A 14,571-nucleotide genomic window follows, 5' to 3' on the forward strand; every position below is an offset into this window, starting at 1 on the left:
CTGATTCCTTCCCGAACTCAGAGGTGAAACGCTGCTGCGGCCACGATAGTTTAGGGGTTGCCCTACGCAAAAATAGCTCGATGCCAGGTTTATTATTCAGTTAAACCCCTCTAGCTTACATCATAGCTAGGGGGGTTTTGTTTTGACTGATTATTGAAAACTAACTTCTTATATGATGTCCGGGCAATCAACCATAATAAAGAAGAAGGGTACAGTACTAGAGCGATCGCCATGCCAAAACGAATCACAATCCCCCTTCAGTTGGTGGCTCCTGCAATGCTTGCCACAGATACGCTTGTTGCACATCATCCAGCAATGGTTCGATACCACCTTGATTCTGATTGCGCTGGTCTCCTAATGTCTGTGGACCAATGCGGTTATAGCCCCAAACCAACTCATAAATCCAGCTACGACTGTATCCCGTCGCTGTGGCTACTTCTGCGCTACACAATCCTTTGGCTAGTAACCAAATAATTTGATAATGTGTTCGCTCGACTGGTTCTTTCGCTTGGCGGTATCGGGGTATCGGATCTCCAACTCTTCGATCCTAAGATGCCCCTCGATTGTGGAATGGTCGTAAAGTAGCAGACTGGATTGCAGGGCTGATTGGTCGTCGTGTCAGTCGTCAGCGAGGATGGGAATATCTCAAGCAGATGCGCTACCGATTGCGAGTTCCTCGCCCTGAACATACTCAACCAAGTCCTATAGAACAAGAGGAATGGAAAAAAAATTTGGTCAACGAAGTCGAACAGATCAAACTGACAAACCCAGACTGCGACGTGGAAGTGTGGGCAATGGATGAACAGACGCTCCTTCGTCACTACCGCTTCGCTAACGTGTTGGACTCAAACCAGTGATTCGTCGTATTTGGGTTGATGAATTAGCAGTAGCGATTGCAAACGTCAACTAGCGATTTCAATGGTTGTGGTTGCATGGTTTTGTTCACCCCAAATCTGGGCAAACCTATTGGTGGATTTTACCCTATGTCAATATCCAATTGTTTACCCGCGGACTTCAGGATTTTGCTCGTCACTTTCATATTGGTAAAACCAAAAAACTTGTTCTGGTTTTAGATCAAGCCGGATGGCACATCAGCAAGCAAGTCTCTGTACCAGAGGGTATCCATCTATCATTTCTACCGTCCCACTCGCCAGAATTACAACCAGCAGAGCGCCTATGGACACTTACCAATGAACCAATTGCCAATCGTAGTTTTGAAAATTTGGATGAGGTTGAGGAGGCTTTATTTCAACGCTGTCGCCAAATCATTGACCGTTGTGATTTTATTCGCGGTTTGACCAATTTTTATTGGTGGTCTGAATTTACAGCTTAATTATGGGTAATTAGCCGGACATTATATTATACCAATTCACGAAAAATCTGATACAGATAAAGCATCAAGAATAAAATCCCAACCTGTAATAGAAGCAACAATTGATGTGTTTAACTTCTCCAAACGCTTCCAAATAAATTCTCTTAATTCATCCAAAGTTCCAAAGCTTTCCCAAGTTAAATGTCTTTTAACTTCCTTCCACAATCTCTCAATTGGATTAACTTGGGGTGAAGCTCGCCGGGTAGAGTATCTACCCGGCAGACTTCACGTGTATGTGGGGGTTGAAACAATAAAATTATATTCTCTGGGAGCTGAAGATGCTGACTAAAATGAAAAGCTCCATTATCTAACTGAATAATATGTATATCTTGAGCATAATTTGCAGAAAAATTTTCTAAAAATATATTAAAACAAGCTGTATTTAAATGGGATAACTCCCAGATGAAAAACTCTCCAGTTAATGGTTCTACTAATCCATATAAATAAAAATTCTCTCGTTTCCATTCCATGATGCCGATAGGTTTAACACCTTTAAAGGTAATTAATCTCCCCGCTTCAGTTTTCAATCCCACACGGCTCTCATCTTCACACCAATATTTGATTCTTCTATTTTTATCTATTGGTCGTATGACGTGTTTTTTAATTACATCTAGGTATTGTGGCAGTTTTTTTTAAACTCTGATTCTGCTTCAGTAGTATGTTTGATACCTACTGCTCGCGGCACTTTTAGTTTCGCTTTCATTTGATAACGTACTGTCTCGTGTACTACTTTATATGAAGCTTCTATCCCCTCCACTGCTTTTAACCATGTTCGTATTTCCTCATAACTTTTGAATCCCTGCGGCTCTTTAAGTTCTTCCAAAAGTTGCTCTCGAACGTCAGAGTTTATAATTGGTGGTCGTCCTGAACCCTTTTTTCTTGATCCGAGACTACTTATTCCCGACTCTGTATAAGCCTTTTACCATCTTTGTACCGTTACCCTTCCTCTACCCAACATAACAGCTAAATCCTGTATTGTCTTTACCTGTCCTGTTTTCAGCAAATACAAAGCTTGAATACGTTCTTTACCTAACGCTGTTTTTTGTTGTCTCAACAGATTATGTAATTCCTCTGCTGATTCCAATATTTCTACTTTAGTGATTCCAGCCATCTTTACTCGTTAATATTTAGTCCTCAATTATCTGTATCAGATTTTTAGTGAAATGGTATTAGACAAGGCCATCACTCTCAGAGAAGCCGCTCTGCGTCTACCGGGCGTCTTCCCTACGGAACGCTCCGCGAACGCAGTACCCGTAGAGTAAGTAGCCACTGCTCCGACTTCTCTAACTTCTCTATGTGTTCATCTGTGGTTGATTACTTCTTCTGTGTACCTCACTGAGGTGAGAACTACTATAATCACTAAATTTTCTTATTAAACAGAGTTACTCGGCTAACTAACTTCAGTAAAGCTTGCCATGGGTCATCCTTACTTGTTTTGAGTTATCTGGCATCTGTTCTAGGCTTTTGTCAGCAAAATGCTTGTCCATGAGAGCAGAGACTTGTACAGCCTGAATCCGGCTATAGCGGCTCTTGTCTGGCATAACTAGATTGGGCCCAGCTTTACAGTTTTTCATACAGCCAGTGCCTTTGATAGTTACTTGGTCTTCCAAACCGCGATCGCTCAAAGCTGCCTCTAGCGCTTGACAAACTGCTTTGCCACCACGTTTCATGCAATCAGACTTCTGACACACCAAAATTGTGGTCTTTGTCTTAGTTGGTTTTGCTTTGGCGTTATTGATTGATGTTATTTCCTGTGGGTGGTAACTGGTGGCGTTTGTGTGGTGGAGCGAACTTCTCCCACTTTCCCACTCTCTATGCGCTGCCATCACACGCTCAGCTTTTAGTGTAACCTTGCCATTTTTCAAGTCGTGCTTTTTTGTACCTGTAACTTGCAGCCAAGTGCCTGGTGGCAATCGCAAATCAAAAGCAGCCCGTAAATGTTTAGCTAATTTAATATAACATTCACCATCAATAGTCCCCAATAGCAAGCCTTTAAGCTTATAGCCATCCTTGATATCAAAATCGAGAAACCTTCCCTCAAAGCAAAATTCTGATACTTCCGTTGTGTAGGATTCACTCATGTTATTGACCTATTTTTAACTAAAATAAGTTATCTAGCCAGACAGTCTCAGCAACGGTAGCTGCGAATTAAAACTGTTGGTAGCGGCTCTGCCAGCAGTTTTCAAGAGTCCAAATCATGTCTTGACGAGAAACTGTAAATCGCTGCATCACACTCCAAAGTTGAATAGCCGCCACAGGACTGCCAATTTCAACTCTCAATGGCTGGTTAGTTTCACACCAACAGGGGATATTTAGCTCCTGTAAGCGTTGATAAACTTGCCACCGATCTGCCCAATGCACCTCTACAATGTGCTTTCTTTCTTTTTCTGAACTAGACGATTTCAAGAGAATTGCCCTCAAAGTGCAACAAACTTGCAGTAACTACTGCACCTCAACTCCTTATGTTTAAAAATTTTAGGAGTGTAGCCTCTTAAATAAGGATACCTTAAGTGCAAACAATTCTCAGTAACTTTTAAAAAAATCTGCTCTTTGTAGGGTGTGTGCTAAACGACATCACTTACTTTAAATTTTTCAACCTAAGCACCGCAGTAGCTTCTATCTTTGAAGTTTAGATTCGGATTCGACCTAACGCTCATTGCTACTCTGTATGGAAGTTGTCCACTCTCTAAGAAACCGTTTTGCGTCTACTAAATAGACGTTACAAGTAGAGAAACCCGCCCATGCAAGTGTCCTATAGAAACTCTGCCGCTACGACAACTCCGTCCAGTGTTTGGTTGCTTCGTAAAAGAAACTGAGTTTTTCATTAGCCCCGACCCAAAATGGATACTTAGTCTTCTATCTTCCCCTTGATACGTATGCATATTAAAGGGTATATGTCAAAGATAGTAGTAGGTATACACCGCTTGATGGGTGTATTATCCTACGGTAGTGGAGTAAACTTAAGAGTTTTAATAGCCTAAAACTCAAAATACTATGATAATTATTGGGCTTGCTTTCATTTTTAAAATGTTAAGATGTAAAGACTAAGCAGTTAAAAACTATAACTGCTAAAAAGCGAGGAGAACAATGTCTGAAACGCAAACTGTATTACGGAATTTTGGTCATGTTTATGACAATCCGGTGTTGCTGGATCATAGTGTAACTGCTCCAGTTACTGAAGGATTTAATGTTGTATTAGCTAGTTTCCAGGCACTATACTTGCAGTATCAAAAACATCATTTTGTTGTTGAAGGCTCAGAATTTTATCAGTTGCATCAGTTCTTTAACGAGAGTTACGAAGAAGTGCAAGGACATACCCATGAAATCGGGGAGCGATTGGATGGACTGGGTGGTGTACCAGTAGCTACTTTTAGTAAATTAGCAGAACTAACCTGTTTTGAGCAAGAAGCCGATGGCGTATATTCTTGCCGTCAGATGGTAGAAAATGACCTAGCCGCAGAACAAGCCATCATTGGTGTGATTCGCCGTCAAGCCGCTCAGGCAGAGAGTTTAGGAGACAGAGCTACACGTTATCTGTACGAAAAAATTCTGTTAAAGACTGAAGAAAGAGCTTTCCATTTAGCTCACTTTCTGGCTAAAGATAGCTTGACCTTGGCGTTTGTCCAACCAGCTCAAAATTAAAACTCTCAAATCTAGATTGGTCTACCCTAAACTGTAAGAAAAGTTGAAGGACTAAGCTTCTAAAAAAATCTAAAAAATGGCAGAGAGTATCATCGTTACTTCTCTGCCATTTTTAATCTAATGAAACATAATGACATAATTAATATTTAATGTTGCAAGTTTTTAGCAATTAGCCTAGTTAAGAACTATTATTATCTGTATTAATTTACTTGTCATGAATAGCCAAACTTATATGTAATAAAATAAATTACTGATTTTTGCAAATCTTCATCAATATAAATAGTAATTATTTGCAAAGACTTGAAAGCTTTTACGCTCATTTTTAAATAAAAGTAGACATCAAAATGGAGAGAAAGACAGAAATTAATTCTTAACTTCTTGTATTCACTAATTTCCAACGCCAGCCGCCTGGTAAGCAAAGCGCACTTGACCCACTCTTGTCTTGTAGTTGATGCTAAGCGAAGGGGAAAACAACCTTTTGGGGAATACAAAAGTGGAGAGTTGGGGTTCCACATTTTTTACTTATGTTTTCCTCTGTGCGTCTCAAACCTGTAAAACTTAATAATAAACAGCATCATCAGGGGTAAAGACCCTTAAAATAATCAGGATTTGTATTCTCGTACTCTAAGGCAACCACTATGCCCCGCCGTGACGACCTCCGGAAGATTCTACTATTAGGTTCTGGTCCAATTGTGATTGGACAAGCCTGTGAGTTTGACTACTCTGGCACCCAAGCCTGTAAAGCGCTGCGAGAAGAAGGCTATGAAGTTGTGCTGGTTAACTCTAACCCCGCGACGATTATGACCGACCCGGAAACGGCTGATCGCACCTACATTGAGCCGTTAACACCGGAATTGGTCGAAAAAGTCATCGCCAAAGAACGCCCCGATGCCTTGTTACCGACAATGGGAGGACAAACAGCTCTCAACCTTGCCGTTACCCTAGCCAAAAACGGGGTGTTAGAAAAGTACGGTGTCGAGTTAATTGGTGCTAAGCTACCAGCGATTGAGAAAGCTGAAGATAGGAAACTGTTTAACGAGGCAATGGCAAAGATTGGGGTGGCTGTGTGTCCCAGCGGCACAGCTTCAACTCTAGAAGAATCCAAGGTGATCGCACGCCAAATTGGCACTTATCCCTTGATTATTCGCCCTGCCTTCACAATGGGTGGTACTGGTGGTGGTATTGCCTATAACCAAGAAGAATTTGAAGAAATGGCACAGGTAGGTATAGATGCTAGTCCTGTTTCGCAAATTCTCATTGACCAGTCTCTACTGGGCTGGAAAGAATATGAACTGGAAGTGATGCGTGACCTTGCAGATAACGTCGTGATTATCTGCTCCATCGAAAACGTTGATCCTATGGGCATCCACACTGGGGACTCAATTACCGTCGCTCCCGCGCAAACCCTTACTGATAAAGAATATCAAAGACTGCGGGATATGGCAATTAAAATCATCCGTGAAATCGGGGTGGAAACCGGCGGTTCTAATATTCAGTTTGCTGTCAATCCCGTTACAGGCGATGTAGTGGTGATTGAAATGAACCCCCGTGTTTCTCGCAGTTCCGCTTTGTCTTCCAAAGCCACAGGTTTCCCCATTGCCAAAATGGCAGCAAAGCTAGCGGTGGGCTACACCCTGGATGAAATTAAAAATGACATTACAAAGAAAACTCCCGCATCCTTTGAGCCGACAATTGACTATGTAGTGACAAAAATCCCCCGCTTTGCCTTTGAAAAATTCCCTGGTTCTGAACCAGTGCTGACAACGCAAATGAAGTCAGTAGGAGAAGCAATGGCAATTGGGCGGACGTTCAACGAATCTTTCCAAAAGGCGCTGCGTTCCTTGGAAACCGGACGCGCTGGTTGGGGTTGCGACAAACCTGAAAAATTACCTAGTGGTGAACAAATTCGCGCCCAACTGCGGACACCTAATCCCGATCGCATCTTCGCTGTGCGTCATGCCTTACAGCTAGGGATAAATATTGAAGAAATCTACGAACTCACAGGCATTGACCCTTGGTTCTTGGATAAAATGCAGCAATTGCTGGATGTGGAGAAATTTCTCAAGCGGACACCCTTGCAGCAATTGACAAAAGAGCAACTTTATCAGGTGAAGCGGGACGGATTTAGCGATCGCCAGATTGCCTTTGCTACCAAAACCACTGAAGATGAAGTTCGCGCCTACCGCAAACAACTAGGAATCATCCCAGTTTATAAAACCGTGGACACTTGTGCTGCTGAGTTTGAAGCGTTTACTCCGTACCACTACTCTACCTATGAAGAAGAAACGGAGGTTTTGCCAGCAACCAAGCCAAAGGTGATGATTTTAGGTGGTGGCCCTAACCGCATTGGACAGGGAATTGAGTTTGACTATTGCTGTTGTCATGCCGCCTATGCATTAAAAGGGGCAGGGTTTGAGACGATTATGGTCAACTCTAACCCAGAGACAGTATCAACAGATTATGACACAAGCGATCGCCTCTACTTTGAGCCGTTGACTAAGGAAGATGTCCTTAACATCATCGAAACGGAAAATCCTGTAGGGATAATTATTCAGTTTGGAGGTCAAACACCGCTGAAGTTGGCTGTTCCCCTTGAGCAATTTCTGAGCAATGATAACTCAGGATTAAACACTAAAGTTTGGGGTACTTCGCCGGACTCTATCGACATGGCAGAAAATCGAGAGCGGTTTGAAAAGATTCTTAAAAAGTTGAATATTGCCCAGCCGGCTAATGGTATAGCTCGGAGTTACGAGGATGCGCTGATTGTCGCCCAACGCATTGGTTATCCGGTAGTAGTGCGTCCAAGTTATGTTTTAGGAGGACGAGCAATGGAAATCGTCTATTCCGATACAGAGTTGGAACGCTACATGACCTTTGCTGTACAGGTGGAGCCTGAGCATCCAATTTTGATTGATAAATTTTTGGAAAATGCTATTGAAGTCGATGTCGATGCGATCGCTGACCACACCGGGCGGGTAGTAATCGGCGGTATTATGGAGCACATTGAACAAGCAGGAATTCATTCAGGAGACTCTGCTTGCTCGTTACCTTCTATTTCCCTATCACCAGCGGTTCTCAATCAAATTCGCGCTTGGACAGTGCAGTTAGCTCAAGCTCTGTCAGTTGTGGGGTTGATGAATATCCAGTTTGCCGTGGTTGGTGCTCAAGGTTATTCTCCCCAAGTTTACATTTTAGAAGCTAACCCCCGCGCCTCACGCACAGTACCATTTGTGTCTAAGGCAACTGGCGTACAGCTAGCGAAACTAGCATCCTTAATTATGTCAGGTAAAACCTTAGAGGAACTCGGCTTTACCCAAGAAATTATTCCTTCTCACATTGCTGTCAAAGAAGCAGTATTACCGTTTAATAAATTCCCCGGAACTGATACAATATTGGGCCCAGAAATGCGCTCTACTGGCGAGGTCATGGGAATCGATAGCGACTTCGGGCGAGCATTTGCTAAAGCAGAAATGGGTGCTGGAGAGCGTTTACCCTTGACGGGAACCGTATTTGTATCAATGAGCGATCGCGACAAAACTCCTGCGGTTTCTGTAATCAAGGAGTTTATTGATTTAGGCTTTAAGGTCATGGCTACAGTTAATACACGCCGAGTTCTTCAGGAACATGGGTTAGATGTCGAGTTAGTACTGAAACTCCATGAAGGTCGTCCCCACGTTCTAGATGCGATCAAAAACCAGAAAATCCAACTCATCATCAACACACCTTCAGGCGAAGAAGCTCAGACCGATGCTAGGTTAATCCGCCGCACAGCCTTAGCTTACAAAATACCTATTATTACCACGATTGCCGGGGCGAAAGCCACCGTTGCCGCCATCCGTTCCCTACAAAATACGACTTTGGACGTAAAAGTCATCCAAGATTACTGCGCGAGCCTTTAGCGGTTCTCTGAAGATAGGGGACTCCGATCTGGAGGAGTAGAGTGGGGAAATGATTTTCAATATCTCTTTCTCCCTCTCTTTTTTCCTTTCCCAGTCCAGCCTCATTGCGAGAAAAATTAAGCAATTGTTACAAGAGAATCATTATAGTTATCATTGAGATATTTTAACAAATATGAGGAATTTGAGGAATTTTTCTTTATCTAGATATTCATTCAATCGGCTTCTAGGAAGTCTTGAGAGTAATATTGGTAGTGCATGAAGTAGGACAATCAGGAAATTCGAGAATACAAAATTTCCAAAAATCTCTCATAAATGTTACAATTATTAATACTTATCCAATAGAAAAATGTTTAACAAGCTACCTTTTATCTAACTGTAGATACTTGTGAAAACAGGAAAATAACTGTAACTTCTAGCAGTTAGTAGCCCTAATTTGATTATTATGAGCAGCCGAGTTTATCGGGCGCGTGAATTGCAAACCATAGCATGGTTCCCAGCCTGACTGGGTAGCACCCTCTAAAAGCATCTATCTGTTAATGACCCTACCGCCAAACCCATCATTACCAAAGAGTAGCGCCATGAAGACCGCTCAGACAGCCACAGACCTCGTGCGGACTTACCTGCGTGAGATTGGCCGTGTGCCACTCTTAACCCACGAGGAGGAGATTTGCTATGGCAAACAGGTGCAACGTTCAACCAACTTGCACGAATCAAGAGAATCTCTTGCCACTCAGTTAGGTCGTGAGCCGACTATAGAAGAGTGGGCAAGAGCAACAAAGCTAGAACCAGCAGAGTTGAATGAGGCGATCGCAGACGGTGAAATTGCCAAGCGCAAGATGGTAGAAGCCAATTTGCGGCTCGTGGTGTCCGTTGCCAAAAAGTACATTAAGCGCAACGTCGATTTACTGGACTTAATCCAGGAAGGCAGCATTGGTATGCAACGAGGTGTAGAAAAGTTTGACCCTACCAAAGGTTACAGATTTTCCACCTATGCCTATTGGTGGATACGGCAAGCCATAACACGTGCGATCGCCGAAAAAGCTCGCACCATTAGGTTACCTATCCATATTACTGAGAAATTGAATAAGATTAAAAAAGCACAGCGGCAATTGTCTCAAAAACTGGGACGCGCTCCCACTGCTGCTGAGTTAGCCCAAGAATTAGAATTGACCCCTAAGCAAGTCCGAGAGTACCTAGAAAAGGCACGTTTGCCATTATCTCTAGATTTACGGCTAGGAGATAACTACGATACCGAACTCGGAGAAATGTTAGAAGATCCAGGCGCTTCTCCAGAAGAGTTTGTCATGCAATCTTCCTTATCTTATGACTTAGAGCGCCTAATGGGCGATCTTACCCCACAGCAGAAGGAAGTGATTACATTACGCTTTGGGTTAATCGATGGACAAGCGCTAACTCTTGCCAAAATCGGTGAAATTCTGAACATCAGCCGAGAAAGAGTACGGCAAATCGAGCGGGAAGCCTTAACAAAACTTCGTAAGTCTAAAGCCAACATGGATGAATATTTGGCAAGTTAGTCATTAGTCATTTGTCCTTTGTTGTTAATTTGTTACATGGGACAAGTGACCAATGACCAATGGGTGAGAAAATACGCTGACTTTGGTACGGTTACACCGACTTCCAACATATAACTAGCCTGTTACATTAGTTGACAGGAAGACTAAAAACACCGCAGCCAATAGTGGTATTGAAGGAGGAAAAAAGTGAGTAACCCGTCTAATAAAGTATCAGAGTTTTTTAATAGCGAATCAGAAACTAGCAATTTCTTATGGCAATACGTTAAATCCTTAAGTCCAGAGACAGTTACCCAGCTATCTAAACCTACTTCCTCTGAAGTTTTTCAAGTGATGGAACGTAACATTGTAGGACTTTTGGGGAACCTGCCTCCAGAAAACTTTGGTGTTACTATTACTACCAATAGGGAAAGTCTTGGTCGGCTTCTTGCCTCCGCTATGATTAGTGGTTATTTCTTGCGTAACGCTGAACAGAGAATGGATTTTGAAATTGCTTTACAAGGTACTGAAACCAACAACAGCGAAATCGAATAAGCATGTCAGCATGTCAAGTTTAAAAATCATATTTCCCTAATTCAAGCTGCGGTGTCAACGGTAGTGAATGAAGTAATTGGTTCAATGAGAGGCTTATCTCCAAATGATTAATACAGGCGCGTGGATAAATTAACAGCGGTAGATAATAATTGCAATAAATACAAACTCGGCAGCGTGCAAACTAACCTGCCGAGTTTTGTTATTATTCAAAACTTAAGAATCAGAATTAAAGGCTTCCCCTCTGCTTTCTCATCTTCTCATCTTTGCGATTAACTATGAATGAAACCAGTTCTTTCCCACCCCATAAAATTATTGGTGTTGCCATAATTTGGAATGATCAAGAGCAAATTTTAATTGATCGCCGTCGTCCAGAAGGAACAATGGGCGGTTTGTGGGAATTTCCTGGTGGTAAAATTGAGCTTGGTGAAACAATTAAAGAGTGTATTCAACGAGAAATTGCCGAAGAACTGGGAATAGTGATTGAAGTAGGAGAGCATCTGATCACTATTGACCACAACTACACAGACTTACGCGTTACCCTGACAGTACATCACTGCCGTCATCTGACAGGTATTCCTCAACCTCTGGAATGTGACGAAATTCGCTGGGTAAACTTGGAAGAACTAGATAAATTTACTTTTCCCAAAGCAAATGTGCAAATTATCGCTGCCTTGAAGCAGAGTAAGTAAGTAGACAGAAACTACACTTACGGAAAATCATCTGGCTGATAGAGTATTTTTCAAGTAACGTAGGCGTAATTTACAAGTAACAATCTATTAATTGCATCAGGTAGAGTCCCGTAATTTTCTACAATGATCGCAGGGACTTTGATAAAAGGTGTCAGCAAACAAATGCCTAAAACCGTTGCCGACGTGATGAGCCGCGATCCGATTGTCGTTCGGGCGGAAACTCCACTGAATGAAGCTATCCAAATTCTTGCAGAACGTCACATCAGCGGGCTACCTGTTGTGGATGATGTTGGTAAATTAGTGGGCATTATCTCAGAAACCGACTTGATGTGGCAAGAAACTGGTGTTACTCCACCCGCATACATCATGTTTCTTGATAGCGTTATCTATTTAAAAAATCCTGCTGAATATGAGCGTGACTTGCACAAAGCACTAGGGCAAACCGTTGGGGAAGTGATGAGTCAAAACCCTGTTACCATTTCTCCTGACAAAACTTTAAAGGAAGCAGCTCAACTCATGCACGATCGCAGCGTTCACCGCTTACCAGTGCTTGACAGCGCGGGTCAAGTAATTGGTGTTCTTACCCGTGGTGATATTATTCGGGCAATGGCAGCCAGTCAAGATTAGTTATTTGTCTATCAAGAGTCATTTGTTAAGAGTCTAGAGTGTTTTACCCTTGACTCTTGATTGTTCGTTTTAACACCTTTGAAAATCAAGGATAACTAAATGAGTATTACACCTGAGTCTGTTAAGCAATTGCTCAGTTCTGTGGATTTGGGCGATCGCTTGCGTGCAGTTAATCAAATCCGCCAACTGGAACCAGCAATTGGTTTTGAATTGGTTCAAGGTGCGATTGGCGATAGCAATGCTCGTGTCCGCTACTCGGCGGTGAGTCAGATGGATACACTTGGGTCACAGAATTTACAGTTATCTTTGGATATATTGCGCGATCGCTTGCTCAATGACCCGGAACCTGATGTACAAGCAGCAGCAGCAGACTGTTTGGGCGCTCTTAAACTGCATGAAGCTTTTGAAGACATGCAGCAGCTCTACCACACAACCGGTGAGTGGCTAATACAATTTAGCATCATTGCTACGTTAGGAGAGTTAGGCGATCCACGAGCCTTTGAACTACTCAAACAGGCGCTCTCGTCAGACAATGAATTGGTACAAACTGCTGCTATTAGTTCTTTAGGTGAGTTAGGAGATGTACAAGCAGTTCCCCTATTGGCTCCCTACGCTACTAATCCAGATTGGCAAATCCGTTACAGAGTTGTACAAGCTTTGACTCATTTAAATAATGCAGAAGCCAAATCTATATTAAAAACTCTGACTGATGATCAAGTAGAAGCGATCGCAACTGAAGCTAAAAAGTCTTTGCAATCAGCTTAAGTCTGTTTTTTCAAGACTAAGCTGATAAGCACTCAGTTTTGTCCGCTCTTTTGACAAATCGGTATTAGATTCAGGCTAAAGATGATATTTTTCTGTCCTCCTAGTGATTAAACGGAAATAAGGAGATAAGTTAGTCTCAGACCAATACTTTCCCTTATGAGCACTTCTTATGTCTTTTGTGGTCTGGCAAAAGAGTAAGAGGTAATATTTCAGCCTTTCCCCTTAACCAAAAGGTATTGAATCCTCTCCAATCGTGGAGGGGTTTTTTATTAGACTTCTTCAATCGTCGGGTACTTTTACAGGAAGTTTATTGTTTTGTTCAATTCTTTCTTAAAAAATTTTAATTACTGAGTAAAGATAGAGTAAGATTCCAGATTTGCGTATCTTTTGTTACTCTAGCTCAAGAATTGTGTGTAACATAAAAATATCCTAATTCAGTAATTCTTCGCTCAGTATTCATATAGAACAATTCGGTAATAAAGATTGCGTGAATATCATACTCAAGTATATGCACTTAGGTAAATGCCCGATTAGTATACAAATTATAGATAGGAAATAAGCACAAAACTTTTTTACCTAGAACATTACTAATCAGAGAAAAGAGAGTCTAATGAAAAAATTTACTATTTTAGCAACAACACTTGCAGCATCAACTCTTAGCTTAAGTCTGTTTGGTGGTATATCTGAAGCTCAAGCCACTTCTTTAGTTCCAACAACAGAAGGGGAAATTCACTTAACAAACGTTGATTGTCTGGTTGGCGTAAACTGTATTGAAACCAATCTCTTGGGTTATTCAGTTACCAGTTTGCCATATGACACTGATGGTATAAACCCACAGTATGGTCTGAGCCGTTTGTTTGTTGACCAAAGAACTACTGCAAACAACTATGGATTTGGAATTACTTTCTTATCACAGGATGAAGGCACAAACCCTTCTTTAGAGGAATATTTCTTTCGTCCAATAGTTTATCTGGCTGACACATCAAATGCTCAACCGGAAGGTGTTCCCGCTGAAAATGGTCGATTGGAAGTTGGTCAATACAAGTTCGATTTCGCTAACATCATCGGAGAATTGGAACTAACATTCTTTGATACCGAACAAAACGGTACTACGATTCTGAAAAAGAATGGCGTAGATTTCCTAGTGCCAATTGCAGCGGGATCTAACGGTAATATTAGGAAAATAACCTTAACAGATGTGCAATCGTTTGAAGTACAACTAGGTAGTATTGGTGGTGCATTCAATCATGGCGATGGTGTTAGCTTACAAGCCCGTGTACCTGAACCAGGAGTAACTGTAAGCCTGGGTGCTTTAGCACTAACAGCTTTATTCGGCTTGCAAAAACGTAAAAAATCCTCACAAGCAGTTTAATCTTGACAAAATAATTAATTTTGGATTCAACTGCTCGTATAAAAACTTATCCAGGTTAGTGCATCTATATTTCAGGAAAATCCTTGTATTTCACTTTTCAATTGAGTAGATAATAAGAACTAACTACCGCAATTAGTTA

14 protein-coding genes and 1 pseudogene are annotated in these 14,571 nt (G+C 41.8%); 9 read left to right on the plus strand and 6 right to left on the minus strand.

What is annotated here, in order from left to right:
* Positions 1-244: 244 nt before the first annotated feature.
* On the minus strand, positions 245-451 hold the full coding sequence (locus HCR01_RS19550) for a hypothetical protein (protein ID WP_226889455.1): 207 nt from the start codon (positions 449-451) through the stop codon (positions 245-247).
* Positions 452-563: 112 nt separating this feature from the next.
* Between HCR01_RS19550 and HCR01_RS38830 the strand changes: the two are divergent.
* Positions 564-1,333: pseudogene (locus HCR01_RS38830) on the plus strand (IS630 family transposase); the annotation flags it as partial.
* 176 nt (positions 1,334-1,509) lie between these two features.
* Here the strand turns inward: HCR01_RS38830 and HCR01_RS19565 are convergent.
* The 5 genes from HCR01_RS19565 to HCR01_RS19585 all read right to left on the minus strand — a co-directional run bounded on the left by HCR01_RS19565 (position 1,510) and on the right by HCR01_RS19585 (position 3,778).
* Positions 1,510-1,899, minus strand: a complete 390-nt coding sequence (locus tag HCR01_RS19565; protein ID WP_264299924.1) for a hypothetical protein — start codon at positions 1,897-1,899, stop codon at positions 1,510-1,512.
* A gap of 83 nt (positions 1,900-1,982) precedes the next feature.
* Positions 1,983-2,270 (minus strand): helix-turn-helix domain-containing protein, encoded by a 288-nt coding sequence (locus HCR01_RS19570; protein ID WP_193197909.1) that lies wholly within the window; start codon positions 2,268-2,270, stop codon positions 1,983-1,985.
* A gap of 21 nt (positions 2,271-2,291) precedes the next feature.
* Positions 2,292-2,483, minus strand: coding sequence for a hypothetical protein (locus HCR01_RS19575; protein ID WP_193197781.1), 192 nt, complete (start codon positions 2,481-2,483; stop codon positions 2,292-2,294).
* A gap of 289 nt (positions 2,484-2,772) precedes the next feature.
* A complete protein-coding gene (locus tag HCR01_RS19580) occupies positions 2,773-3,453 on the minus strand; it encodes a (2Fe-2S) ferredoxin domain-containing protein (RefSeq protein ID WP_193197782.1) in 681 nt (226 codons plus the stop codon).
* Positions 3,454-3,520: 67 nt separating this feature from the next.
* Complete coding sequence (locus HCR01_RS19585; protein WP_191758856.1) at positions 3,521-3,778, minus strand: Asr1405/Asl0597 family protein; 258 nt, start codon at positions 3,776-3,778, stop codon at positions 3,521-3,523.
* A 681-nt stretch (positions 3,779-4,459) separates the two neighbouring features.
* Between HCR01_RS19585 and HCR01_RS19590 the strand changes: the two genes are divergently transcribed.
* The 8 genes from HCR01_RS19590 (at position 4,460) to HCR01_RS19625 (ending at position 14,432) form a co-directional block, all read left to right on the plus strand.
* Positions 4,460-5,014, plus strand: coding sequence for a Dps family protein (locus HCR01_RS19590; RefSeq protein ID WP_193197783.1), 555 nt, complete (start codon positions 4,460-4,462; stop codon positions 5,012-5,014).
* 638 nt (positions 5,015-5,652) lie between these two features.
* Positions 5,653-8,913, plus strand: coding sequence for a carbamoyl-phosphate synthase large subunit (gene carB, locus HCR01_RS19595; protein ID WP_193197784.1), 3,261 nt, complete (start codon positions 5,653-5,655; stop codon positions 8,911-8,913).
* A 578-nt stretch (positions 8,914-9,491) separates the two neighbouring features.
* Positions 9,492-10,448 (plus strand): RNA polymerase sigma factor, RpoD/SigA family, encoded by a 957-nt coding sequence (locus tag HCR01_RS19600; RefSeq protein WP_193197785.1) that lies wholly within the window; start codon positions 9,492-9,494, stop codon positions 10,446-10,448.
* A 186-nt stretch (positions 10,449-10,634) separates the two neighbouring features.
* Positions 10,635-10,979: a DUF760 domain-containing protein gene (locus HCR01_RS19605; RefSeq protein ID WP_193197786.1), complete on the plus strand. Its 345-nt coding sequence runs from the start codon at positions 10,635-10,637 to the stop codon at positions 10,977-10,979.
* Between the two features lie 275 nt (positions 10,980-11,254).
* Positions 11,255-11,668 carry an 8-oxo-dGTP diphosphatase MutT gene (gene mutT, locus HCR01_RS19610; RefSeq protein ID WP_193197787.1) on the plus strand — a complete coding sequence of 138 codons (414 nt, stop codon included), beginning with the start codon at positions 11,255-11,257 and terminating at the stop codon, positions 11,666-11,668.
* A gap of 162 nt (positions 11,669-11,830) precedes the next feature.
* Positions 11,831-12,295 carry a CBS domain-containing protein gene (locus HCR01_RS19615; protein WP_193197788.1) on the plus strand — a complete coding sequence of 155 codons (465 nt, stop codon included), beginning with the start codon at positions 11,831-11,833 and terminating at the stop codon, positions 12,293-12,295.
* A 99-nt stretch (positions 12,296-12,394) separates the two neighbouring features.
* Positions 12,395-13,060 carry a phycobilisome degradation protein NblB gene (gene nblB / locus HCR01_RS19620; protein WP_193197789.1) on the plus strand — a complete coding sequence of 222 codons (666 nt, stop codon included), beginning with the start codon at positions 12,395-12,397 and terminating at the stop codon, positions 13,058-13,060.
* Positions 13,061-13,670: 610 nt separating this feature from the next.
* Positions 13,671-14,432: an LEVG family PEP-CTERM protein gene (locus tag HCR01_RS19625; protein ID WP_193197790.1), complete on the plus strand. Its 762-nt coding sequence runs from the start codon at positions 13,671-13,673 to the stop codon at positions 14,430-14,432.
* The last annotated feature ends 139 nt before the right edge of the window (positions 14,433-14,571 follow it).

It is taken from the genome of Nostoc sp. MG11 (assembly GCF_014904695.1).
Classification (GTDB): Bacteria; Cyanobacteriota; Cyanobacteriia; order Cyanobacteriales; family Nostocaceae; genus Komarekiella.